The organism is Akkermansia muciniphila, from assembly GCF_040616545.1.
Classification (GTDB): domain Bacteria; phylum Verrucomicrobiota; class Verrucomicrobiia; order Verrucomicrobiales; family Akkermansiaceae; genus Akkermansia; species Akkermansia muciniphila_E.
The window spans coordinates 561,504-584,385 of the sequence record NZ_CP156688.1 but is presented as its reverse complement, the minus strand read 5'-3'; the positions used below and the strand labels follow the sequence as shown (position 1 = coordinate 584,385).

General features: G+C 59.7%; 19 protein-coding genes. 7 read left to right on the top strand and 12 right to left on the bottom strand.

Annotated elements, in window-relative coordinates:
- Positions 1-37: 37 nt before the first annotated feature.
- The 9 genes from ABGM91_RS02400 to ABGM91_RS02360 all read right to left on the bottom strand — a co-directional run bounded on the left by ABGM91_RS02400 (position 38) and on the right by ABGM91_RS02360 (position 9,298).
- Positions 38-865: a PEP-CTERM sorting domain-containing protein gene (locus ABGM91_RS02400; protein ID WP_354833398.1), complete on the bottom strand. Its 828-nt coding sequence runs from the start codon at positions 863-865 to the stop codon at positions 38-40.
- A 279-nt stretch (positions 866-1,144) separates the two neighbouring features.
- Positions 1,145-2,596: a replicative DNA helicase gene (gene dnaB, locus ABGM91_RS02395; protein WP_215427212.1), complete on the bottom strand. Its 1,452-nt coding sequence runs from the start codon at positions 2,594-2,596 to the stop codon at positions 1,145-1,147.
- A gap of 105 nt (positions 2,597-2,701) precedes the next feature.
- The gene (gene rlmN, locus ABGM91_RS02390) at positions 2,702-3,790 is read right to left on the bottom strand and encodes a 23S rRNA (adenine(2503)-C(2))-methyltransferase RlmN (protein WP_354833396.1); all 1,089 of its coding nucleotides are present in this window, start codon (positions 3,788-3,790) and stop codon (positions 2,702-2,704) included.
- Between the two features lie 16 nt (positions 3,791-3,806).
- Positions 3,807-4,655, bottom strand: coding sequence for a signal recognition particle-docking protein FtsY (ftsY, locus tag ABGM91_RS02385; protein WP_354833394.1), 849 nt, complete (start codon positions 4,653-4,655; stop codon positions 3,807-3,809).
- A gap of 15 nt (positions 4,656-4,670) precedes the next feature.
- Entirely contained in the window at positions 4,671-5,564 is an 894-nt protein-coding gene (nusB, locus tag ABGM91_RS02380) for a transcription antitermination factor NusB (protein ID WP_215427207.1), read from the bottom strand.
- Between the two features lie 31 nt (positions 5,565-5,595).
- Positions 5,596-6,084 carry a 6,7-dimethyl-8-ribityllumazine synthase gene (ribH, locus tag ABGM91_RS02375; RefSeq protein WP_215427205.1) on the bottom strand — a complete coding sequence of 163 codons (489 nt, stop codon included), beginning with the start codon at positions 6,082-6,084 and terminating at the stop codon, positions 5,596-5,598.
- Between the two features lie 22 nt (positions 6,085-6,106).
- Positions 6,107-7,309: a bifunctional 3,4-dihydroxy-2-butanone-4-phosphate synthase/GTP cyclohydrolase II gene (locus ABGM91_RS02370; RefSeq protein ID WP_215427202.1), complete on the bottom strand. Its 1,203-nt coding sequence runs from the start codon at positions 7,307-7,309 to the stop codon at positions 6,107-6,109.
- A gap of 20 nt (positions 7,310-7,329) precedes the next feature.
- Complete coding sequence (locus ABGM91_RS02365; RefSeq protein WP_354833391.1) at positions 7,330-9,009, bottom strand: glutamine--tRNA ligase/YqeY domain fusion protein; 1,680 nt, start codon at positions 9,007-9,009, stop codon at positions 7,330-7,332.
- A 13-nt stretch (positions 9,010-9,022) separates the two neighbouring features.
- Positions 9,023-9,298 carry a hypothetical protein gene (locus ABGM91_RS02360; RefSeq protein ID WP_354833389.1) on the bottom strand — a complete coding sequence of 92 codons (276 nt, stop codon included), beginning with the start codon at positions 9,296-9,298 and terminating at the stop codon, positions 9,023-9,025.
- 234 nt (positions 9,299-9,532) lie between these two features.
- Between ABGM91_RS02360 and ABGM91_RS02355 the strand changes: the two genes are divergently transcribed.
- Positions 9,533-11,053, top strand: a complete 1,521-nt coding sequence (locus ABGM91_RS02355) for a HEAT repeat domain-containing protein (RefSeq protein ID WP_354833387.1) — start codon at positions 9,533-9,535, stop codon at positions 11,051-11,053.
- 334 nt (positions 11,054-11,387) lie between these two features.
- On the top strand, positions 11,388-13,349 hold the full coding sequence (locus ABGM91_RS02350) for an MFS transporter (RefSeq protein ID WP_354833385.1): 1,962 nt from the start codon (positions 11,388-11,390) through the stop codon (positions 13,347-13,349).
- A 167-nt stretch (positions 13,350-13,516) separates the two neighbouring features.
- Here the strand turns inward: ABGM91_RS02350 and ABGM91_RS02345 are convergent, their stop codons facing one another.
- The 3 genes from ABGM91_RS02345 to rpsU all read right to left on the bottom strand — a co-directional run bounded on the left by ABGM91_RS02345 (position 13,517) and on the right by rpsU (position 16,243).
- The gene (locus ABGM91_RS02345; RefSeq protein ID WP_290565034.1) at positions 13,517-14,578 is read right to left on the bottom strand and encodes an ankyrin repeat domain-containing protein; all 1,062 of its coding nucleotides are present in this window, start codon (positions 14,576-14,578) and stop codon (positions 13,517-13,519) included.
- 50 nt (positions 14,579-14,628) lie between these two features.
- A complete protein-coding gene (gene hemL, locus ABGM91_RS02340; protein WP_354833383.1) occupies positions 14,629-15,909 on the bottom strand; it encodes a glutamate-1-semialdehyde 2,1-aminomutase in 1,281 nt (426 codons plus the stop codon).
- An 82-nt stretch (positions 15,910-15,991) separates the two neighbouring features.
- A complete protein-coding gene (gene rpsU / locus ABGM91_RS02335; protein ID WP_215427189.1) occupies positions 15,992-16,243 on the bottom strand; it encodes a 30S ribosomal protein S21 in 252 nt (83 codons plus the stop codon).
- A 228-nt stretch (positions 16,244-16,471) separates the two neighbouring features.
- Between rpsU and ABGM91_RS02330 the strand changes: the two genes are divergently transcribed.
- The 5 genes from ABGM91_RS02330 to ABGM91_RS02310 all read left to right on the top strand — a co-directional run bounded on the left by ABGM91_RS02330 (position 16,472) and on the right by ABGM91_RS02310 (position 22,860).
- On the top strand, positions 16,472-17,962 hold the full coding sequence (locus tag ABGM91_RS02330) for a bifunctional heptose 7-phosphate kinase/heptose 1-phosphate adenyltransferase (RefSeq protein ID WP_215427187.1): 1,491 nt from the start codon (positions 16,472-16,474) through the stop codon (positions 17,960-17,962).
- Entirely contained in the window at positions 17,959-18,528 is a 570-nt protein-coding gene (gmhA, locus tag ABGM91_RS02325) for a D-sedoheptulose 7-phosphate isomerase (RefSeq protein ID WP_354833380.1), read from the top strand. The genes ABGM91_RS02330 and gmhA overlap by 4 nt, the downstream gene beginning before the upstream one ends.
- Entirely contained in the window at positions 18,518-19,024 is a 507-nt protein-coding gene (locus ABGM91_RS02320) for an HAD family hydrolase (RefSeq protein ID WP_354833378.1), read from the top strand. The genes gmhA and ABGM91_RS02320 overlap by 11 nt, the downstream gene beginning before the upstream one ends.
- A 156-nt stretch (positions 19,025-19,180) precedes the next feature.
- Positions 19,181-19,546 (top strand): hypothetical protein, encoded by a 366-nt coding sequence (locus ABGM91_RS02315; protein ID WP_354833376.1) that lies wholly within the window; start codon positions 19,181-19,183, stop codon positions 19,544-19,546.
- 320 nt (positions 19,547-19,866) lie between these two features.
- On the top strand, positions 19,867-22,860 hold the full coding sequence (locus ABGM91_RS02310; RefSeq protein WP_354833374.1) for a beta-N-acetylglucosaminidase domain-containing protein: 2,994 nt from the start codon (positions 19,867-19,869) through the stop codon (positions 22,858-22,860).
- The last annotated feature ends 22 nt before the right edge of the window (positions 22,861-22,882 follow it).

The window sequence follows — 22,882 nt, the reverse complement described above, 5'->3', positions numbered from 1 at the left end:
CACAGCCCTTGAGTAAAAGTAAAGGAGGGTTAAGAGATCAGGCGCGCCTGCGGCGCATCATCAGCGCAGCCAGCCCCAGCAGGCTGAGCGTGGCCGTGGCGGGTTCCGGAACGGCGCCTCCCACCACGTATTGCACCTTGATGGTGTTTCCATCCTTGTAAACGTAGTATTGGCCCTGGTGGTCAGCGGCGTTCCCTTCCATTTTGGCGGAAGCTTTGGTCAGGGAACTGCCGTCCGCGGCCAGGAAGTCCCCCAGGGAAACGTCGCCCCCGTCAAAGCCGCCGGAACTGATCAGCGTGCGCGTGACAAACTGAAATTCCCCAGCGGCTATATCCGTGGAGGTGGTTGCGAGAAGCCCGGAGACGGAAAAACTGCCCGCGCCCCACATTTTCTGGTCCACGTTCAGAATGCCGCCGATGCCGAAGACGAGCCTGGCGCCGTCGCCGCCTGAATCAATGCCGCAAACGTTGAGATGAAGAGTGCCGTCCAGGGTGATCAGGCTGCTTTTAAAGTCCACCTGCCCCAGGTTCAGGGTGGAGCCCGTGCCCACGGTGACATTGCCCGTCCAGCGGGTGCCGCCCACGGTAACGTTGCTGTTGCCTGTAACGGTGATGCTGCCGCCGTCGGAGGTGTCTACCAGGCTGCCGCTGACATTGATCGTGCCGGTGTTGGCAAAGATGACGTCAGGTCCGACATTGCCGTTGCGGTTTGGAACGCCGTTACTCCAGTTTCCGGCGTTGTTCACATCATAGGTATTGCCTTCCGTAGGACCGGCTGCGCCAGTCCATGTAGTGGCCATGCTGGCAGCATGGAGCCCGGTGCACAATCCGCAGAGCAGGGCGGCAATGGATAAGGTTTTTTTCATGCTGAAAAACAGAGAGTTTTTATTTGGAAAGAGTCCGGACGAAACCGCCGGAATCGTTCCGAACCTATCGGATTAACAATCCGGGAAAGATAGCTCTGACTTGAACCCGCCGTAAAATTCAAGCAACTGCGGGGTTTAAAGAAAAATTCCTATCCCGCACATATCCAAAGATTTTCTTCATTCGGGACATGCGTATTTTATATAAACTTCTGCAACCCAAATTTTACCATTGACTCCGGATTGTTAATCCGCAGAGAAAACGGCCAGGAAAATTTTAGTCTATTCGTTTTCCTGGTCGTGCTCGTCTGCTTCACGGGTGGAGAAGCGCATGAGCTCTGCTTCAAAGTGAAGCGGCACGTCCCCTGTGGGGCCGTTGCGGTTTTTGGCCAGATGAAGGTTGGCTCGTCCGGCCATCTGCTGGCGTTTTTCCTCATCTTCCGCATAGTAGGCGGAGCGGTAGAGCAGTCCGATCATGTCTGCGTCCTGTTCAATGGAGCCGGATTCACGAAGGTCGGAGATGCGGGGCACGCCCAGGCTGGCTCCCGTACGGCTTTCCGGGCCGCGGTTGAGCTGGGCCAGGACGATGACGGGTACCTTGAGTTCCTTGGCCAGGGCCTTGAGCCCGGCGGAGATTTCCGCAACTTCTCGTTCACGGCTGTTGGCGGCCTGTTTGGAATGGGAGCGCATGAGCTGGAGGTAGTCCACGCCGATGGCTGCCAGGCCCCCCTGGTCCCGCATGACGCGGCGGGCCTTGGCCCGGAGCTCGTTGATGGAAATGGCCGCCGTATCATCAATGACAAGCTGGGAGGCCCCCACTTCCTTGACCGCCTGCTTGAAGTGCTTCATTTCCAGCTGGGTAAGGTTGCCTCTCTTGATGATTTCCCGGCTGCGGACCCCGGAGCGGGCGAAGAGAAGGCGCTCCACGATCTGGACGGCGGGCATTTCACAGGAGAAGAGCAGCGTGGGCTTTTTCTCATTCAGTGAGATGTGCTCCACGATGTTGAGCAGGAAGGAGGTTTTGCCCATGGAGGGGCGGGCGGCGATGATGAACATGTCTCCCGGCTTGAGACCGTTGCTCTTTTTGTCCAGTTCTTCAAATCCGGTGGTCAGGCCCTGGATTTGTCCCTTGCTGGCAATGAATTTTTCAAAGTTGGTGACGGCTTGCTTGAGGATGTTCGCCAGGCTTTGTTCGTCCTTGGCGCTGTTGTACCGCTCCCGTATCTGGAAGATGTGCGTTTCCACGGAGTCCAGCAGTTCCGCTACGTCATCCGGGTTGTCAAAGGCTTGCGTGGTGGACTGGGTGGCGATGTCAATGATGGAGCGGAGGATGAATTTGTCCTTCAGTACGTTGAGGTAGTGTTCAAAGTACGCTCCGGTGGTGGTGAAGGTGTAGATTTCCGCCAGTCCCGCGCTTCCGCCCACGGCTTCCAGCTGGTGCATGTCTTCCAGGGCCTGGGTGATGGAGACGATGTCAATGGGTTCGTTTTTATTGTAGCGCCCCTGGAAGAGGCGCCACAGCAGCTTATGGGCGGGCAGATAGAAGTAGTCTTCCGTCATGCCGATGGTGACGCACTGCCCTACGTAGGTGGCGGGGTCCATGGCCATGAGGGCCAGCACGCCCTTTTCCGGACCGGGGGCCTGCGGAATGTCCCGTAGGTCCAGGGCCGGGGCTTTGCGGGGGGCCTTGGTCAGTTCCAGTGGGGAGGAGGATAGGGTGTCCGTAGTGTCCATGATGCGGCGGCGGGATGGGTGGCATCCGGCGGGAAAGGAATAGCATAACCGGAGACTCCGGGCAAAATAAATACTGCCCGCAGTTCAGGAAATTCGGAGAAAGGTTCAGGCGCGGCAGCCGGGGGAGCCTTCGTTGTTTTCCTGTTCCTTCCTCAGTCTCAACTGGCCGCAGGCGGCGTTGATGTCATGGCCTTTTTCATACCGCATGGTGACGGGGATACGCGCTTTGTGGACGGCGTCCCGGAAGGCGCGGCAGCGGCCTTCCGAGGGGCGTTCCCAGGGAAGCCCCTCCACGGTGTTGTACGGGATGAGGTTCACCTTGGCATGCAGCTTTTTGGCGATGCGGACAAGGTGGGACGCATCCTTCAGGGAGTCGTTCACGTCCTTGATGAGGATGTATTCCAGCGTGGGCATCTGGTTCCTGTCCCGCCCCCATTCCTCCAGCGCGGGAATGAGCTGGGAGAGGGGCCATTTTTTGTTGACCGGCATGATCTGGTCCCTTACCTCGTCCGTGGCTCCGTGCAGGGAGACGGCCAGGCGGATTTGCCGGGGATAGGCAGCCAGTTTTTTCAGTCCGGGAACGAATCCGGAGGTGGAGATGGTGATGTGGCGCGCTCCTATTTCCAGCCCCCGGTGGGAGGTGATGATTTCCAGGGCGTCCTCCAGGTTGTCAAAGTTGGAGAGCGGTTCCCCCATGCCCATGAAGACGAGGTTGTTGACCCGTTTCCCGGCGATGGTTTCCGCAGAGAGGATCTGGCCGATGATTTCTCCCGTAGTGAGGTTGCGTTTAAGCCCCAGCAGGCCGGAGGCGCAGAATTTGCAGCCGAAGGCGCAGCCTACCTGGGAGGAGACGCACAGGGTGATGCGGTCCGATTGCTCCCCGTCTTCCGCAGCGGCGGCGGGGATAATGACGGATTCCACCAGGCTGCCGTCTTCCATTCTGGTGAGGAATTTCCGGGTGGTGTCCGCGGAACCGTGGATTTCCACGATTTCAGGAGAGTGGAAGCGGAAGTTTTCCGCCAGCAGGGTTCTGAGCCCCGGGGAAAGGTTGGTCATGGCGTCAAAGGAGGTGACGCGCTTGCGCCAGACCCAGTCCATGACCTGCTGGACGCGGAATTTGGTATGGCCGTGTTCCGTCAGGAACGCGAGCAGCTTTTCCTCCGTCTGGGCGGTGATGAGGGGGAGCGGGAGCATGGGAGCGGAGGGCCCGTTACAGCAGGGAGTCTACGTAGCGGTCCCGGTTGAAGGGTTCAAAGTCTTCTGCGCCTTCGCCCGTCCCCAGGAAGGCCGGGGAGATGCGCATTTCATCCATGATGGCTACGGCCACGCCGCCTTTTCCGGAGCCGTCCATCTTGGTGATGATGACGGAGTCCAGAGGGGTGGCCTTATGGAATTCCCTGGCCTGGGCCAGAGCGTTCGCGCCCGTGGTGGCATCCACCACCAGCAGGGTGCGGTGGGGTGCGGACGCATCCTGCTTGGCAAGGGTACGGCGGATTTTGGAGAGTTCCTCCATGAGGTTGTGGCGCGTGTGGAGACGCCCCGCCGTGTCGCAGATGAGGTATTGGAATCCTTCACGGAGGGCCTGCGTGTGGGCTTCATAGCACACGGAGGCCGGGTCCTGGTTGTGGGCTCCCTTGTAGATGGGAATGCCCAGCTTGTCCGCCCAGCTCTGGAGCTGTTCCACGGCGGCGGCGCGGAAGGTGTCCGCCGCGGCCAGGAGGACGCGGGAACCCTGTTTTTGGAGCAGGTGGGCCAGTTTGGCGGCGGAGGTGGTTTTTCCCGTTCCGTTGACGCCCACTACCAGGATGACCAGCGGCCTTCCTTCCGGAGGGGCGGGCAGGGACGGAGCGGCGGCCGGAAAGGCCTGGCGGAGAACTTCACGGGTGGCTTCCACCAGGTTTTCCGCATCCAGGCCCTTGCTTTCCCTCAGTTGGTCCGCAATGGTCATGGCGCGCCTGATGCCGATGTCCGCTGTGACCAGGTCCGCTTCCAGTTCGTCCCAGTCTATCTTGGCGCCGCGGGAGAATTTGGTGAAGAGTTTTTTGAAGAATCCAGCCATGATGCAGGGGTGGGGTTACGCCGGGCGTTCCGTTTTTGAGATGCCGGCCAGCACGCCGTTGATGAAGCGGGGGGATTCCGCGGAGGAGAAGCGTTCCGCCAGCCGGATGGCTTCCGAGATGACGATGGGCGCCGGAAGGTCCTTGCGGTGCAGGAGTTCGTAGGCTCCCAGCCGCAGGATGGCGCGGTCAATGGCGCTGACGCGTTCCGGGGTGTAGTTTTCTAGCGTGGCGTTGATGGCGGCGTCCAGTTCGTCCCGGCGGCGCAGGATTTCCTCTCCCAGGGTTTTGGCTTCGCGGTAGAGCCCGTCCGCATCCTGTCCGGCTTCCACCACTTTTTTCATTTCCGCCAGGGAGGGGCGTCCGTCCGGGTGGATGAGGCAGTTGATGCGGTCGTTGATTTCCTGGAGCTTGTTGCAGGAGGAAATGAGGGCCCCCCAGACGCTGCCGTAAGCCGGGAAGTCCTTGAGGGCGTCCAGCAGGCGGCGGCGCATCTGCATGAGGGTGGTGTTAAGTTCCTGGGCGGCGTCACAGGCGGCGGAAAGCGTGCCCCTGTCATTGGAGGGGTCTTCATGCAGGGCCTTTTTCAACTGGAGCAGGGAGGCGTTGAATTCCCCTTCCTTGACCAGAAGGTCCTGGAGCTGGTCGCGCACGGGCAGGGTGAGGGGGTCATGCTGGAGCTTGTCTGCCGTTTCCCGGGCACGGGTGACGAAGAGGCGCAGTTTGTCCGGATAGTCCCGGGTGAGGTGGCCGGAGACGGCCTTGGCCTTGAGTTTGCAGTAGTCCCCCCGGAAGGGTTCCATCAGGATGTCCCAGATGCCCTCGTCCTGTTCCTGCTCCGTTTCCGGAGCCTGGGAGGCGGCATAGAGGTATTGGATGGCTGCTTGTCTGATTTGGTTGCGTGAGAGCATGGCGGTAGAGAAGAGATGGAGAGAACGGGCCTTATTGACGGGAGAGGGAGTTGAGGAAGAGTTCCGCCATGCGGGCCGCGGTGCGGGCCGCTTCCCGCCCGCGGTTAAGCTGGGAGGCGATGCAGCGGGCAAAGGCCTGCTTTTCATCATTCAGGAGCAGGACTTCATGAATGACGGGGGTGGTAAATTCCAGCGCCACCTGCATGAGGGCCTGGGTGATGGTGGAGCCGATGAGGTCCGCATGGTCCGTGCTGCCGCGCAGGATGACCCCCAGGGCCACGACGGCGTCAGGGCGTTTTTCCGGAGAGCGGGAGAGGACGGATTTGATGGTCACCGGGATTTCAAAGGCGCCCGGAACGCGGATGATTTCCAGCCGCACGGCCGGGAGCACGGCTTCCAGCTCTTCCGAGCAGTTGTTTACCAGGGCCTGGGTGTATTGCTCATTGTATTCCGAAGCGACGATGCAGATTTTGGCGCGCGTGCCTGTGGGACGCTGGCGGGGAGGAAGTTCCGTGGACATGAAGGGATGGGCGGGGATAAGGTTACAGGATATGGCCCAGCTTGCATTTCTTGGTAGCCAGGTATTTGCTGTTTTGCTCGTTGGGAGGGATGATGAGGGGGACCTGTTCCGTTATTTTAATGCCGAAGCCTTCCAGACCCACAATTTTCCGGGGGTTGTTGGTCAGCAGGCGGAGCTGGTCCGCTCCCAGGTCATGCAGGATCTGGGCGCCGATGCCGTAGTCGCGCAGGTCGTCCGGGTAGCCGAGCTTGAGGTTGGCCTCCACGGTGTCCAGCCCCTGTTCCTGGAGCTTGTAGGCATGGAGTTTTGCCGCCAGGCCAATGCCGCGGCCCTCCTGCCGGAGGTAGAGCAGCACGCCGCCTTCCTGCGCAATGCGGCGCATGGCGGTATGGAGCTGGCTGCCGCAGTCGCAGCGGCGGGAGCCGAAGACGTCCCCGGTAAGGCATTCGCTGTGCACGCGCACCAGCGTGGGCTTGTCCGGGGAGATTTCCCCGTGCACCAGGGCCAGGTGAAGGGCTCCGTCCAGATGGGATTCGTAAAGATGGCAGGTGAATTCTCCGTAGTCCGTAGGCATTTTGACGGTTTCCACCAGGCGTATCTGCTTTTCCTTGGCCCGGCGGTATTCAATGAGCTGGGCCACGGTGCAGGCTTTCAGGCCATGTTTTTTCTGGAAGCCGCCCAGGTCCCCCGTCCGGGCCATGGTGCCGTCTTCCTTCATGATTTCACAGCACACGCCGGCAGGCTGGAGGCCCGCCATGCGCACAAGGTCAATGGTGGCTTCCGTGTGGCCGGCGCGGCGCAGCACCCCGCCGGGAACGGCGCGCAGCGGGAAGGTGTGGCCGGGCTGCACGAAGTCGTTGACGGTGGCCCTGGGATCCGCCAGCGTGCGGATGGTCAGGGAGCGTTCCGCAGCGCTGATGCCCGTGGTGATGTCATGGGCCGCGTCTACGGAGACGGTGAAGGCCGTGGACATGTTTTCCCGGTTGACGGAGGTCATGAGCGGGAGCTGGAGAGCGTCCGCGCGTTCCGGGGAAAGCGGGGCGCAGACAAGGCCCCTGGCGTGGGTGACCATGAAGTTGATGGCTTCCGGAGTGGCGAACTCGGCGGCAATGATGAGGTCCGCTTCGTTTTCACGGCCGGGATCGTCCGTGACGATGATCATCCGTCCCTGCCGGATTTCTTCCACGGCTTCGTCAACAGTGCAGAATTGAAGTTGATTGTCCATATGAGGGAATAGAAAGGAGGTTATTTTTGCTTTTTGGCCCAGGAGTCCTTGAGGGCCACCGTGCGGTTGAAGACGGGGCGCTGGCCGGGCACGTGGTCCCTGCGGTCCGCCACAAAGTAGCCGAGGCGTTCAAACTGGCAGCGGAATTCCGGCTCCGCAGCGCCCAGGGAGGGTTCCAGCTTGGCATTTGTGATGACGGTCAGGGAGCCGGGATTCATCACGGAGAGGAAGCCTTCTTCCGCCGCATCCGGGTTTTCCTCCGTGAAGAGGCGGTCATAGATGCGGATTTCACCGTTCACGGCGTCCCTGGTGCTTACCCAGTGAATGGCCGCCCGGCACTGGATTCCTTCCGGAGGGTTGGAGCCGATGGTGCCGGGGATGTGCTCGCAGAGGATTTCCGTGATGTTGCCGTCCGCATCCTGCCTGTAGTCCGTGCAGGTAATGCAGTAGCCGCCGCGGAGGCGCACCGTGCGGCCCGGGGCCAGGCGGAAGTATTTCTTGGGAGGGTCCAGCATGAAGTCGTCCCGTTCAATCCAGACTTCCCGGGTGAGGGGAATCTGGCGGCTGCCTTCTTCCGGTTTTTCCGGGTTGTTCAGCACTTCCGCCATTTCCTCCGCGTCTTCCGGCAGGGTGGTGATAGTGACCTTGAGGGGGTTGAGGACGGCCATGCGGCGCGGCGCGTTGGCGTTCAGGTCTTCCCTGACGCTGTATTCCAGCAGGGCCACATCCGTGAAGCCGTTGAATTTGGTGATGCCTATGGTCTGGCAGAAGTTCCGGATGGCGGCGGGCGTGTAGCCCCGGCGGCGCATGCCGGAGACGGTGGGCATCCGGGGATCGTCCCAGCCGGTGACGTGGCCTTCCTGCACCAGCTGGAGCAGCTTGCGCTTGCTCATCACGGTGTAGGTGAGATTGAGCCGGGCGAATTCCGTCTGGCGCGGGCGCGCCGGCACGGGGCAGTTTTCAATCACCCAGTCGTACAGGGGGCGGTGGTTTTCAAATTCCAGCGTGCAGAGGGAGTGCGTGATGTGCTCGTAGGCGTCTTCCAGCGGGTGCGCAAAGTCGTACATGGGGTAGATGCACCAGGTGTTGCCCGTGTTGTGGTGTTCCGCAAACATGATGCGGTACAGCACGGGGTCACGCATGTTCATGTTGCTGGAGGCCATGTCTATTTTAGCGCGCAGAATGGCCTTTCCTTCCGGAATTTCCCCGTTTTTCATGGCCTGGAAGCGTTCCAGGTTTTCCTCTACGGAACGGTTGCGGTAGGGGGATTCCACGCCGGGCACGTTCACGTTGCCGCGCTGGGCGCGTATTTCCTCTACCGTCTGTTCATCCACGTAGGCCAGTCCCTTGTTGATGAGGGCCACGGCGCATTCATGGAAGAAGCCGAACATGTTGCTGGCAAAGAAGAGGTTCTTCCCCCAGTCAAAGCCCAGCCAGCGGATGTCTTCCTGGATGCTGTCCACATATTCCTGGTCTTCCTTGCTGGGGTTGGTGTCGTCAAAGCGCAGGTGGCAGCGCGCGCCCGGGAATTCCTGGGCGATGCCGAAGTTGAGGCAGATGGATTTGGCATGTCCGATATGGAGGTAACCATTGGGTTCCGGGGGGAAGCGGGTTACCGGTGCCTGATGCTTGCCGGAGGCAAGGTCATCAGAAATCATATCGCGGATGAAATCTCGGCGTTCGGCAGGCTGCAATGACATGGCGAAAATTCTACTACCAAAATCCATCTTCTGCAAGTGTGTTCACTCGGAATGACATGAGGCGGAACGGGACGGATAAAAAGTGTTTTTTATCTTTCGCCGGAGGGTTCCGGTCATAAAATTTAAATAATTTCCATGCAGGTATATTTGGGAATGTGCATTTTTCATGAAGATGGATAAAAAATCCCCAGTCTTTCGCTAGGAAAAGGCGCAAGCCCGTTCCGCGGGGTGTTTGCAGAATGCGGCGGACCGGTTTGCTCGCATGGAAAATATTGTTTTTAAGCGGCATGGCGGAAATTTAAAGTGGAGAATGCAAACGGCGGAAACCCTGCGGAGGAAGAAAGCTGTTGAAAGGGAGTTTAATGGAGCAACCTTGAAAATTTATGCAGATTATCCGGCAAAAGGAAAGTTTGGAAGAGAGGTATTGCAAAAGAATCAAAAACGTGCATATTTGGCTCACGTGAATCTGAATTGTCCACAGTGCAAACGACATATCAATGTTCCTTCCTCCGCGGAGGGTTCGATGGTGAATTGTAGCAAATGCGGCCATGAGTTTCTCTGCGACAGGGAAAAGCTGATCCCCAAAAAACCTTTCGCCAAGGCGAAGAAGGCCATTTCCGTCAGTACCCCGAGGGACCGGCGGGAAGTTATTCAGAGCGCGTTGATGGAGACGGGGCTGATTCAGCTGATGTGCCTTTGCGCGTCCCTGGTCATTGCCGCCGGCTGTCTCTGGCTTTTTTACAATGCGTCTTCCGAGATGGACGGAACCTCATTCCTTTCCATGCTGCAGCAGCCCCAGCAGAAGGCGTTCGCCCTGTTTTTCGCCTGTCTGGCCGGGGGGCTGATGGCATGTGCCGGGCGGAGGCACAAGATTGTTTTCATCCTGCTGGGCTTTCTGGTCGCCGGGGGCATCGCTTCCCTGCCTTTCGCTTATCCGGTGAAACTGAACCCCTCCCTGCGTACCGGCAGGGAACATATTCCCCAGCCTGAGGAGGAAGATGTTTCCGGCTTTACCGGCATGGGCTGGGAACAGGCGGCCGGTCCGGCCGCTTCCGTACAGAATTATGGGGAAGGGGACTTGAAACCGTTGTTTGCCGCCATTGACCGCAAGGAAGACCAGGGAGTGCTGGGCGCGTGGGTGGTCGGGGTGAACGGAGCCAACCGGGACATGGTGAAGGCGTATTTGAAGAGGATGACCCAGTCCGAGGACGAACCTATTTTTTACGACCGCAAGGGAACGGGAGGCGGGTTGTTCGTAATTACCCCCACTCCTATTACGTTCAAGGAGTTTGTAGATGTGGCCTCCAAGATGGGGAAAGTGACCTTGCAGGACAAGGAACGCTTTTTTGTGGAAGTGGTGCTGAACCGGGACAAGTTTGAAGCCCGGCCCGCTTCCGCCGCATTGCAGGATGAACGCCACCAGTATTTCGTGCTGGCTAATTTGAAGGAATTGTCCTGCCTGGATATCCGGCGCGTCATTGCCGCGGCCAAGCGCCTGGCGTCCGTGGAGCCTGACCGGATGAGCCCTGAAGTTTCCGCCAAGCTGGTGGAGCTTCTCCGGGAGCCGTGGGGCCGTGATGCGGAGTATGTGACCGCGCTGGCCTCCGCCCTGGTGGTGTGGGGCCGTCCGGAGGATGCGGAGGCCCAGCGTGTGGTTTATTATGTAGCCACGGAGCTGAAGAAGGCGGATTGTGATATTCCGGCTTCCCTGGTCAGGTTTTTGCTGCACGGTCCGGAAAAGAAAAACTTTGCGCTGCTTCTGGATGAGTGGAAAAAGGACCCGCAGAAGTGGGAGGAGGAGTGCAAGGCGGCAGGCCCCACGGGGGAAGCGGACATCATCCGCCTGATGAATGAGTCCGATGATTTTGTGCTGAAGCGCTCCGCCGCCCGCATTTTGGGAGAAATCGGTTCGGAAGCTTCCCTTTCCGCGCTCAAGGCCTTCACCAGGGATACGGATAATGAATTGCGCCTGTGCGCGGAGCTGTCCGTGAACCTGATTGAAAAGCGGCTGGGGATAGATTCTTCCGGCAGGGCCTCCCAATAGGGGAGCTGCTCCCTGAAGCCGGGATTCTCCGGATGAATACGGGTCAGCGTGTTTTTTATGCGCGGTCCGGTGTGTGGAAAACTCAAACGGGCCTTTTAGGTGTGCCCTTGGTGGGCGGCGGATGAAGAAGGTTTTTTCCGCTGTTTATCCATGAAAGGAAGAAGAGCTGATGGGAACTGGTTTAAATAATCGTTCTTTTTTTATCATGCCCGCCGGTTTTCCGTGTGGTATTTCCGCTGTTTGAATGCATTTCACGGGAAGAAAGTTGTTTTTGTCCCGGAAGCGTCTCTTTTTTGGTTGCGGAGAAAAGCCAATTTACTAGAATGCAACGACCATGACAGACCAAGAAAACATGAAGGCCGCCGTTCCGGATGCGGCCAGGCGATACATGCGCTACCTCCTTATCATGGCCGGTTTGGGCGGCCTTCTTTATGGTGTGGACGTCGGCGTGATTGCTGCGGCGCTCCCCTACATTGAGCAGACGGCTGGCTTTAATCCCTCCCAGCTTTCCCAGGTGGTGGCGGCCGTGCTGTTCGGCAGCGTGCTTTCTTCCCTGTTTGCCGGGTACCTGGCCGACAAGATGGGACGCAAGGCGTTGATTACCGTAGCCGCCGCCCTGTTCACGGTGAGTATTCCCGTGATCTGCCTGTCCCAGGAGGTGTTCGGCATCATGCTGCTGGGCCGTATTCTCCAGGGCGCCAGCGCCGGTATTGTAGGCGTGGTGGTTCCCCTGTACCTGGCTGAGTGTTTAAGCGCGGAGTCCCGTGGCAAAGGAACGGGGATGTTCCAGTTCCTGCTGACGGTGGGCCTGGTGTTTGCCGCTGTAGTCGGCTTGCTTGCCGCCAGTTATGTGGGCGGCGTGGAAAATTCCGGCGCGAGCGAAGAAACGCTGACTTCCGCCAAGATTTTTGCGTGGCAGGCCATTTTCTGGGTTTGCGCCGTTCCCGGCCTTTTCCTGTTCTTCGGTTCCTTCCGTTTGAGCGAATCCCCCCGTTACCTGTTCCGCCGCGGCCGCAAGGATGAAGCCATGGCCGTGCTGGTGCGCAGTTACGGAGATGTGCGCGCCAAGGAGGTATTTGATGAGATGGTCCATATTGAAGAGGAAGAGAAGCAGAAGGCTGAGGAGCTCAAGAAGCAGAGTTCTTCCGGTGAATCCCTTCTTCAGCGCAAGTATGTTTATCCCTTTGTTCTGGCAGTCCTCGTCCTGGCCTTTACGCAGGCTACGGGTATCAACTCCGTGCTGAACTACTCCGTTAAGGTGTTCCAGCAGGCTGGCCTGGAAGGCACTACCGCCAACTGGGCGGACTTCACCATCAAGGTGGTAAACTGCCTGATGACCATCGTCGCCATGGTTCTGGTGGACCGCAAGGGCCGCAAGTTCCTGCTCAAGATCGGCACCGCCGGCATTGTGGTGGGCCTTCTCGGCACCGGTTTCCTGTTCAATAATGTGGAAAAAGCCCGCAAGGACGTGACCACGGACGTGGCCGCCCTGCTGGCCGCCCAGAGCCCCTCCGTCCAGGAGGAGTTTGAACAGGGCAAGGACGTGAGCTCCATCCGCACGCTTCAGCTGGAACGCACGCCTGATTCCCCCTTCGTCAAGGACCTGCTCGCCAAGAACGACATGGGCGACAAGGACATCAACAGAATGCAGCTCATCATCACCTATGACCAGCCGGAAGCCAATCCCGCCTGGTACCAGTTCCTGATGGGGTCCTCCACTCAGCTTTCCGTGGTGGAATTTGTCGAGCTGACCAAGGATGCCAAGGACATCAAGAAGGAAGAGGACAAGGCTTCCCTGGCCCTGATCAAGGCCGTGCCGGATTCCACCAACAAGATGGTGGTGAACGGCAAGGACGGCTATGCCATGAAGCCTGTTTCCATCCTGAAGGCGGAACTGGGTGAAAAGCCGGATACCACCATGGGCTGGGGCGTGACCGCGTTCTTCATTATCTTCATTGCGTTTTACGCTACCGGTCCCGGCGTGTGCGTCTGGCTGGCCCTGTCCGAACTGATGCCCGCCCGCATCCGTTCCAACGGCATGGCGATTGCGCTGCTGATCAACCAGCTTGTTTCCACGATCATTGCCGGCTCCTTCCTTCCGTGGGTGGGAAGCTGCGGCTACTCCGGCGTGTTCTTCACGCTGGGTGGCATTACGGTGCTGTACTTCATTACGGTGACCTTCTTCCTGCCTGAAACCAAGGGGCGCTCCCTGGAAGAGATTGAAGGCTACTTCACGACAGGCAAGATGCCGGAAGATCTCAAGATGATCGGCGAAGGCATTGAAGCGGAGGAATAACGGCCTCCCGTGTTTTTCAAAGCCGCCTCCCATGGCCGGGGGCGGCTTTTTTCATGTCCCGGGATAATGGCGGCCGGTCTCCGGCGTTTCCCCTGGCGGATTATTGATGTAAGGGAACTGGCGTTTTCCCTTTTGAAGGGCGCGGGTCCGGGACGTGAATAGTGCGGTCAGCGTGCGCCGTCCGCCTTTTTCCGGTTGGCCTGCCAGTTTTTAATGGCTTCCGCAATGGGGGGATACCCGTTTTTCATGTGGAAGTCATAGGCCGTCTGCCCGTCATCGTTGCGGAGGGCGGGATTGGCGCCGTTGTCCATGAGGCAGACGGCTATTTCCGCAGAATTGCAGGCCATCAGCGGCGTCAGGCCGTCCACATCCGGCTGGTTGGGGTCCGCTCCCGCCTTAATGAGGAGTTCAATGAGGGGAATGAGGCGTTCCGCCGGTTTTTCCTTGGTGCAGACCAGGTGCAGGGGAGACTGCTTGCTTTCAAAGAAACGTTCGTTGACGTCAAATCCGGCCTTGATGAGGCGTTCATAAATGGCCGGGGAAAGACTGAGGAAGCCCACGCCGCGCGCCTGGGCGTTCAGCCTGCGCTTGAGGTCAGGGGAACCTGCGTCCAGCAGGGCCAGGGCTATTTTTTCCTGTCCGGGGTCGGAGTCATTGAGGGCGGCGGAGTACATGAACGGGGTGACTCCCCACGGTCCCGGCTGGTCCGGGTTGGCTCCGTGCTTGAGCAGGGCCTGCACCAGCGGCAGCCTGTCTTCCGCCGTGGAGTTCATGTAAAGGCCTGACAGGCATGCCCAGGTGAGGGGAGTGTCCCCCGGTTCCTTCATGCCGTCATGCATGAAGATGGATTGCGCATTGACGGGGGCCCCGGCTTCTATCATCCGGATGGCTAATGGGTTCAATCCCAGGGCAATGCAGAGATGGAGCGGGGTGTTGCGGTCCGGAGCCTGAAGCAGGAGGTTGCCCGTCTGCCGGAATTGCTCCAGCATCCGGTAGCAGTTGAGGATGGAGTGGAATTCTTCCTGCGCCTCCCCGGGGTACATGATTTCCAGGGGCCAGGAGTCATGCAGGAAACGGAGGGTGAGGCCCAGCAGGCTTTCACTCCCCGTTTTGATTTCCTGTTTTTCAGCCTCCGTGAGCTGGATGGTCCTTTCCTCCGCTTCCGCCAGGGGGGCGGCTGCGATGGCTGCTGCTGATACAAGCAGCATGGACCCCGTCATTTGTCTCATGGCATCCTTATAGGGCAAGGAAAGTGGCCTGTCACTTCAAATCAGGGGCATTATCCCAGTTTGGAGAGGCTGGCGCGGACGGCTTCCACCGTACGGTCAATGTCTTCCTCCGTATGGGCCGTGGAGATGAAGCCCGTTTCATATGGGGAGGGGGCGAAGTAGACGCCTTGTTCCAGCATGTTCCAGAAGAAGGGCTTGAAGAGTTCCTTGGAGGCCTTTTGCGCGGTGTCCAGGTCATAGACCTCTTCTTCCGTGAAGAAGAGGCAGAACATGGAGCCCGCGCGGTGGAAGGTGTAGTTTTTTCCGTGTCTCCGGAGAGCTTCCCTGATGCCTTCCTCCAGGCGCGCGCCGAGCTGTTCCAGGCGGTCATACGCGTTCCCGTTCAAGAGTTCCCGGAGCTGGGCCAGGCCCGCCGCCATGGCGACCGGGTTGCCGGAGAGGGTGCCCGCCTGGTACACCGGGCCGAGCGGGGAGAGGCAGTCCATGATTTCCGCCCTGCCGCCGAAGGCTCCCACAGGGAGGCCGCCGCCGATGACCTTCCCCATGCAGGTGAGGTCCGGCGTGATGCCGTAAAGCTGCTGTACGCCGCCGGGCGCGACGCGGAAGCCCGTCATGACTTCGTCAAAGATGAGCAGGGAGTCGTAGCGGAGCGTGATTTCCCGCAGGAAGTGGAGGAAGCCGTTCTGCGGGAAGTAAAGCCCGGCGTTGGCCGGGAAGGGCTCCAGGATGACGGCGGCGATGTCGTTCCCATGGAGCTCGAAGGCTTTCTTCACTGCTTCCCGGTCATTGTAGGGAACGGTGATGGTGAGCTGGGTCATCTCCCTGGGAACGCCTGCGCTGTCCGGCTCCCCGAAGGTGAGCGCGCCGGAGCCTGCCGCCACCAGCAGGGAGTCCACATGGCCGTGGTAGCACCCGATGAATTTGATGATTTTGCGGCGTCCGGTGTAGCCGCGCGCCAGCCTGATGGCGGACATGGTGGCTTCCGTGCCGGAGTTTACCATGCGCACTTTTTCCACGGAGGGCACCATTTCCGTGATCATTTCTGCCATATCCACTTCCGCCGGAGCGGGAATGCCGTAGCCCAGCCCCCTGTCCACGGCGGCATGGACGGCGTCCATGACGGGCTGCGGGGCGTGGCCCAGGATGGCCGGGCCCCACGTGCCGATGTAGTCAATGAGCTGGCGTCCGTCCGCGTCCGTGATGTACGCGCCTTTGGCGGACTGGACAAAGAAGGGGTCGCCGTCCACATTGCGGAAGGCTCGGACGGGGGAGTTGACGCCGCCGGGGATGACGGCGCGCGCGCGGGAGAAAAGCTGGGCGGACTGATTCATGTGCTGAGGGAAGCAAAAAGGGCAAACCTTGAGAAAGGGTTGCCCTCATTGAAATGGGTTCTATTCCCGAACCAATACTGATTTAAGCTTCAGGAGCGGAAACGGGAGTTTCAGTAGTTTCGGGAGCGGCTTCTTCGCTCCTGTTGCTGTAACGCCACTTTACTTTGTTGCGCTTGCTGGCGGAACGGGCCTTGCGGCGGCGTTCGTCCATCGGGGTTTCAAAGGCGCGGCGGCGGCGCATTTCATCCAGAATGCCTTCAACATCCAGCTTGGTTTTAAGGCGCTTGAGAGCGCGGTCGATAGGTTCACCTTTTCTTACGGTAACTTCACGCATGATTTGTTTTCCTTTTTCTATTCGTCCGGGAACGGGAGACAATACGTAGTGCTTTCCTGCTTACAGGTCAAGATTTTTATCATGGCTGACCCATTTTTTGTCTCTGAAGGAAGGGTTCCGGCGTCCGCAGCGGGGGCGGATGCCCGCATGATGCGTTTTCCTGCTCCGGAACGGGCTTCAACTGTCCTTGCCTTACGGTATGGGGCATGGTAGAAAAGAACGTCTCCCATGAACCGCCTGCACACATTGATTGACGGATTTCCCCGGGTGCGGATTCTCTGCATCGGGGACGTAATGCTGGACAAATTCCTGTACGGCAGCGTCAGCCGGATTTCCCCGGAGGCTCCGGTTCCCATCATGAAGATGGACCGGGAGACGCGCATGCTGGGCGGTGCGGGCAACGTGGTGAGCAACCTGTGCGCGCTGGGGTGCGGCACCACCTTTGTCAGCGTGGTGGGCAATGACGGCCACGGACGGCAGGTGCGGCGTTTTCTGGAAGAGACGTGCTGCGTTCCGGAGCTGGTGGAGTGCGAGGGGTATGAGACGACCGTGAAGATCCGTTTTGTGGCGGGCAAGCATCATTTGCTGCGGGCGGACCAGGAACAGCCGCTGCGGATGGTTCCTGAGCTTGCCGCCCGTTTTCTGGAACGGGTGGACGCCTGCCTGCCGGAGGCGGACCTTGTCCTTTTGTCCGATTACGGGAAGGGCCTGTTTGACGGGGAAACCACCCCCGCCGTGATTGCCCGGTGCCGGGCGGCGGGCAAGTCCGTGATCGTGGACCCGAAGGGGGCGGATTATTCCCGCTACAGGGGGGCCACGCTGGTGAAGCCGAATATGAAGGAGTTCCAGGAGGCGACGGGCGTGGCGCTGAATCCCTCCGTGCCGGGCTGGGAACAGGCGGCCATGGAAGGGGCGCAGCGGCTGTTCACGGAGTTCGGCATTGAGAACCTGCTCGTCACCCTGAGCGAGCACGGCATGATTTTCATTCCTTCCTCCCATCCCGCCGATTTTGTCTGCATTCCCACGGAGGCCCGCGAGGTGTTTGACGTGTCCGGAGCGGGGGATACCTCCCTGGCCAGCCTGGGCGCGGCGCTGGCCGCCGGGGCCACCGTGCCGGAGGCTCTGGTGGTGTCCAACGTGGCCGCCGGAATCGTGGTGGGCAAGTTCGGCACGGCCAGCGTGACCGGACCGGAACTGAAAAAGGCCCTGGAGGAGAAAGCCCGGAAGGCTCCCTCCTGGCACCACCGGAACAATATCCTGACGCCGGAGGCGGCAGCGGAGCTGGCGGACCGCTTCCGCCGGGAAAAGAAGGTGGTGGGTTTTACGAACGGCTGTTTTGACCTGCTGCATCTGGGGCACCTGCATTCCTTCATGAAGGCGCGGGAAGCGTGCGACGTGCTTTTTGTGGGGCTGAATACGGATGCTTCCATCAAGCGGCTGAAGGGGGAGGACAGGCCCATCAATAACGAGGAGATGCGTTCCCTGCTGCTGGCTTCCCTGGATTTCATTGATTACGTGGTGCCGTTTGACGAGGATACGGCCCTGCCGCTGATTGAAAAGCTGCGCCCGGACGTGATTGCCAAGGAGGGCTACCCGCTGGAACGCTGGCCGGAAGGGCAGTACGTGAAGTCTTACGGGGGGCAGGCGCTTGAATTGCCGCGCCTGGAGGGATTTTCCTCCACCAATATCATCAACCGCATGAAGAACAGTCCGGAATGAGCGAGTACATCAGGAATCAGATTTTAGGGATAGCGGATAATTTCAAGGCCCTGGCCTCCATGGCCGGGGAGATTGAACAGGTCGCCCGCGTCTGCGCGGATACCCTCAAGGCCGGGAACAAGATCATGTTCTGCGGCAACGGCGGGTCCGCGGCGGATTCCCAGCACCTGGCCGCCGAGCTGGTGGGCCGCTACAAGCTGAACCGTCCCGCCATGAATGCGCTGGCCCTGACGGTGGATACTTCCATCCTGACCGCCGTGGGGAATGATTACGGGTATGAAACGGTTTTTTCCAGGCAACTGGAGGGAGTGGGCCGTTCCGGTGATCTGCTGGTGGGGCTTTCCACGAGCGGCAACAGCCGGAACATCGTCCTGGCGATGGAGCTGGCGCGCCGCATGGGCGTCAGGACCGTGGCCCTGACGGGCCAGGGCGGCGGGGAGATGAAGGCCTGTGCGGATTTCTGCATTGCCGTTCCCTCCCACGCCACGAACAACATTCAGGAGATGCACATTGCCGTGGGCCATCTGGTTTGCGAGCTGGTGGAGCAGGAAATATATGGCGCCTAAAGCTCTGTTTCTGGACCGGGACGGCGTGGTGAACGTGGATGGCGGGTACGTTCACCGCAGGGAGGATTTCCAGCTGGTTCCCGGCATTCTGGACCTTTGCCGGAAGGCGCGGGAAAAGGGGTATCTGGTCATTGTGGTGACCAACCAGTCCGGCATAGGCCGCGGCATGTTTACGGAAGAGGATTTCTTCCGGCTGACGGAGCATATGAAAGGCGCGTTCAGCGCCGCCGGGGCGGAGATAGCGGGTGTGTTCCACTGTCCCAGCGTGGATGACGGCCATCCTGACCGGAAGCCGAATCCCGGCCTGTTTTTGAAAGCTGCCGCTGCATACGGACTGGATATGGCAGCCTGCGTATCCGTGGGCGACCGGGAGCGGGACATCCAGGCGGCCCTTTCCGCCGGGGTGGGACGGAATTTCCTGTTTTCCTCCGGGGATGCGCCGACTGGCGCCACGGCCCGCGTCAAGACCCTGGATGAAGTGGCTGCATGGCTGTAGGCGGGGATGGGCTGCTCCGGACATGACCCGTCAAGGAAGGTCCGTCCAGTTTTTTTCGTGGCTGGCCGCGTATTTATTCCCAAAGCGTTACGGCCATGCTTCATTCTTGAAAGAAAGCTTTACATGGGTGCGGATACCGTCTATAGGTCAAACAGTATGAAACCCTTGCTGCCCATCCTATCCATTGCATTGTGTTCCGGCGTATGCGCCGTTGTTCAGGCCGCAGATGCGGAATTGCCCCAGCGGCTGGAAAAAAGAGAGGCCCGTGCCCGCATTACTTATGAAGGAGGCGACGGCTCCAGCTTTGAAAAGGCCGTCGTCATTGTTGGCGCAAAGAATTCCATGGATGGAGTTCCTGCGGAGAGGAAATGGCTTGAGAAAAAATACAGGGATTATGAGAAGCTCAAGCAGGCGCTCATGGAGCATGAAGGCAAGTTCTTTGACGTGATTACGATCAAGACGAAAAAAGGCAGGGAAGTGGTCGTCTATTTCGATATTTCCGGTTTCTTCAGTAAAAATTAAAGAGAATAATATTATTCCCGTTATTTACTTATCCGGCCTTTCCGTTCCGCGGAACGCCGCCGGTTCTTTTTTCCCGCCTCAGGAATGGAGTTTTCCTGCGGCGGGTTTTATTGTCCGGAACCGGAGCGCCCATAAAAAACGGGAGAGGCAGACGGGATATCCGGAACTGTCCGGAAGGGCAGACGCCTGCGCAAACGGTTCATCAGCCGGGAGAAACCGGGGGAAGTAATTTGACATATGGGAGGGGCCCTGTTAGAAATGAAGCGATTGGTCCGTAGTTTCGTGGACTTGTCCTGCACAGGCTTTTTACTTTTGCATATATGAACCTGATTTCCTTCCGATCCATGGCGGCGGTCACAGCGCTTGGGGCCAGCCTTGCCCTTCCGGTGTTCGCCCAGTCTTCTTCCCCTGCCTCTTCCGCCGCGCCTGCGGCCTCCCGCGCCAAAAAGGCGGCCGGGATGCCGGTGTATCCCATTCCGCAGAAGATGACCCGGAGCGGCGGTTCCGTGACGGTTCCGGCCCTGAAGCTGTCGGGCGCGCGGGACGAGCCTACCGTGAATGCGCTGAAGAGCATGTTTTCCATCACTCCGAACGGGCTGCCCGTGCAGATGTCCATCATCAAGGGGGGCAAGAAGCCTGCCGGAAATGTTCCGCAGAAGGCCGGGGCCTATTCCCTGAGCGTAACCCCCCAGGGCATCCGGATGACGGGGTATGATGATGAAGGCCTGTTTTACGCGGCCCAGACGCTGCTTCAGCTGGCGGAGAAGACTCCTTCCGGCGTGACGGTGCCTGTGGTGGAGGTCCTGGACTGGCCGGACGTTCCTTTCCGCGGTACCATTGAAGGATTTTACGGGCTGCCCTGGGGGCAGGAAGGGCGCATCAGCCAGTTCAAGTTTTACGGGAAGTACAAGATGAATACGTACATCTACGGCCCGAAGGACGACGTGTTCCACGGTTTTTCCAAGCGCTGGCGCGAACCGTATCCCGCAGACATGGCCAAGGACCTGAAAGAGCTGGTGAAGGTCGCCAGGCAAAACAAGGTGAATTTTGTCTGGGCCGTGCACCCCGGCGCGGATATTCACTGGGGGGAGGCGGACCGGAAGGCCGCCGTGAAGAAGTTTGAGATGATGTATGACCTGGGGTTCCGTTCCTTTGCGGTGTTTTTTGACGACATCGGCGGGGAGGGAGCCAAGCCGGAGGGCCAGGTGGAGTTCCTGAATTACCTGAACAAGGAGTTTATTCACAAGAAGCCGGACGTGACTCCGCTGATTGTGTGCCCCACGGCGTATTCCGGCGGCGGGGGACGTTACCACGAGGTGATGGGGGAACATCTGGACAAGGACATCGGCATTATGTGGACGGGGTCCGGAATCGTGAGCGACATCAAGACTCCGGCGCTGAAAGGGATCAACAAGTACCTCCAGAGGCCCGCGTTCATCTGGTGGAATTTCCCGGTGACGGATTACGTGCGCCACGCCCTGTTCCTGGGACGCACTTATGGCGTGGACGCGGACGCGATGCCGTTCATGCAGGGGTTCGCCTCCAATCCGATGGACAAGCCGGAGGCCTCCAAGATTTCCCTGTTCAGCGTGGCGAACATGACCTGGAATGCCAAGGCGTACGATTCGGACAAGACGTGGAAGGACAGCATCCGCATCCTGTTTCCTGGCTGCGCCTCCGCCATGCAGACGTTTGCCGACCATAACAGCGACGGGGGGCCGAGCGGGCACAATTACCGCAAGGAGGAGTCCGTGGAGATCGCTCCCGTGGTGGAAGAGGTGCTGGAGCTGTGCCGCCGCGGCGGCAAGGTGTCCGAGAGCAAGGCCTTTGACCGCCTGAAGACGGAGTTTGCCAGGATGGCCCAGGCGCCGGACGTGATCCGGGCCAAGGCGAATAATGCCGCCTTCATCGCGGAAGTGGAGCCGTGGCTTGTCCAGTTTGAGTCCCTGGGGAAAGCCGGGGTGAACAGCATGCAGATGATTGAGGCCACGGAGGCGGGCAATGCCTCCGGAGCGCTGAATTACGCCATGGAGGCCGCGTGCCTGCTTGCAGAGATGCAGCGCTACAGCAAGGAGATCAGCAAGGCTATCAACAAGCACGTGACGGAGGTGACCAAGAAGAGCTCCCAGTGGCAGACTGCCGTGAAACCGTCTGAACTGGTGATGGCCCCCGCCGTGCGTGAGCTGCTGGACATGGGCTCCACTCCCGTGCTTTCCCGCGTGAGCGGGCAGTCCGTGGGCCGTGTGAAGCCGTATGTTTCCACCAAGTCCAAGGGAGGGATTGAGAAGATGCTGGATGACGATCCCGAGTCCTATTATTACTGCAAGGAGGTTCAGAAGAAGGGTGACTTTTTTGGCGTGGACCTGGGCGCGCCGCGGGAAATCCGCAACGTTTCCATTGTGATGGGCCGCAATGATTCCGATAAGGATGCGGTGAACAAGGGCCAGCTGGAGGTGTCCATGGACGGGCAGTCCTGGTCTCCCCTGATGCCGGAGTCCTCCGGGGTGCGCGTGGAGTACGAGGGCCGCGGCAAGAAAGGCCGCTTTGTGCGCTACCGTGCTACGGTGCAGGGCGTTCCGGGAGGAAAGCCTGACGTGTGGACGGCCATCCGGGATTTCAAGGTGAATGCCCCCGCCGCCCCTTCCGTGCTGACGGACGCGCCGGCGTTCAAGACCGCCGTGGTGGAAGCCGGGGACAAGGATATTTCCCTGAAGCGCATCATGGAGGTGCATCCCCTGCCGCCGAAGAAGTCCCTGGGGCTTCAAATTCCGGCGGGGGCGTCCGTGGAGTCCGCCTCCGTCAACCTGAAGACTCCGGACCTGAAGTGGGCCAGGATGTACATTTCCATGGACGGGAAGTCCTGGACGGAGGTGCCGCTGAAGGCGGACGGTTCCGCGGAGATCGGCGGCGTGATCAAGGGCATCCGGCTGGTGAACGCGGGTTCCTCCCCTCAGGAGGTGACCCTGGAAGAGTTCAAGCTGAATCTTGCCAACAAGGGCGGCAAGTCTGCGGATAACGGGGCGGCCGGGGATTTCAACCTGGCTACGTTCCTTCCGGTAGAATTGTCTCCGGAGAAGGTGGAGATTCCGTGTGATGCTCCGCGTGCGAATGCCGCCATTGTCCTGTCGGACGGGAAGGAAGCGTCCGTGCTGGCCTGCGGGGCTGACGGGCGGTGGGTGCCTGTGGGCAACCTGGGCAAGGGGAAGAAGGTGAGCACGTTCAGCCTGAAATCCGTCAAGAAGCCGGTGAAGGCCCTGGGCCTGACCGGGAAGAAGGGGAGCTCCGTCAATATCTTTGAAGTGATCTGGAAGTAACTGGTTCCGGGCGGGCCGCCGG

What these genes read in the sequence shown, in the direction of transcription:
- ABGM91_RS02400 (WP_354833398.1), bottom strand. Translation starts at nt 865, where the DNA reads ATGAAAAAAACCTTATCCATTGCCGCCCTGCTCTGCGGATTGTGCACC.
- dnaB (WP_215427212.1), bottom strand. Translation starts at nt 2,596, where the DNA reads ATGGACACTACGGACACCCTATCCTCCTCCCCACTGGAACTGACCAAG.
- rlmN (WP_354833396.1), bottom strand. Translation starts at nt 3,790, where the DNA reads ATGCTCCCGCTCCCCCTCATCACCGCCCAGACGGAGGAAAAGCTGCTC.
- ftsY (WP_354833394.1), bottom strand. Translation starts at nt 4,655, where the DNA reads ATGGCTGGATTCTTCAAAAAACTCTTCACCAAATTCTCCCGCGGCGCC.
- nusB (WP_215427207.1), bottom strand. Translation starts at nt 5,564, where the DNA reads ATGCTCTCACGCAACCAAATCAGACAAGCAGCCATCCAATACCTCTAT.
- ribH (WP_215427205.1), bottom strand. Translation starts at nt 6,084, where the DNA reads ATGTCCACGGAACTTCCTCCCCGCCAGCGTCCCACAGGCACGCGCGCC.
- ABGM91_RS02370 (WP_215427202.1), bottom strand. Translation starts at nt 7,309, where the DNA reads ATGGACAATCAACTTCAATTCTGCACTGTTGACGAAGCCGTGGAAGAA.
- ABGM91_RS02365 (WP_354833391.1), bottom strand. Translation starts at nt 9,009, where the DNA reads ATGTCATTGCAGCCTGCCGAACGCCGAGATTTCATCCGCGATATGATT.
- ABGM91_RS02360 (WP_354833389.1), bottom strand. Translation starts at nt 9,298, where the DNA reads ATGCCGCTTAAAAACAATATTTTCCATGCGAGCAAACCGGTCCGCCGC.
- ABGM91_RS02355 (WP_354833387.1), top strand. Translation starts at nt 9,533, where the DNA reads ATGGTGAATTGTAGCAAATGCGGCCATGAGTTTCTCTGCGACAGGGAA.
- ABGM91_RS02350 (WP_354833385.1), top strand. Translation starts at nt 11,388, where the DNA reads ATGACAGACCAAGAAAACATGAAGGCCGCCGTTCCGGATGCGGCCAGG.
- ABGM91_RS02345 (WP_290565034.1), bottom strand. Translation starts at nt 14,578, where the DNA reads ATGAGACAAATGACGGGGTCCATGCTGCTTGTATCAGCAGCAGCCATC.
- hemL (WP_354833383.1), bottom strand. Translation starts at nt 15,909, where the DNA reads ATGAATCAGTCCGCCCAGCTTTTCTCCCGCGCGCGCGCCGTCATCCCC.
- rpsU (WP_215427189.1), bottom strand. Translation starts at nt 16,243, where the DNA reads ATGCGTGAAGTTACCGTAAGAAAAGGTGAACCTATCGACCGCGCTCTC.
- ABGM91_RS02330 (WP_215427187.1), top strand. Translation starts at nt 16,472, where the DNA reads ATGAACCGCCTGCACACATTGATTGACGGATTTCCCCGGGTGCGGATT.
- gmhA (WP_354833380.1), top strand. Translation starts at nt 17,959, where the DNA reads ATGAGCGAGTACATCAGGAATCAGATTTTAGGGATAGCGGATAATTTC.
- ABGM91_RS02320 (WP_354833378.1), top strand. Translation starts at nt 18,518, where the DNA reads ATGGCGCCTAAAGCTCTGTTTCTGGACCGGGACGGCGTGGTGAACGTG.
- ABGM91_RS02315 (WP_354833376.1), top strand. Translation starts at nt 19,181, where the DNA reads ATGAAACCCTTGCTGCCCATCCTATCCATTGCATTGTGTTCCGGCGTA.
- ABGM91_RS02310 (WP_354833374.1), top strand. Translation starts at nt 19,867, where the DNA reads ATGAACCTGATTTCCTTCCGATCCATGGCGGCGGTCACAGCGCTTGGG.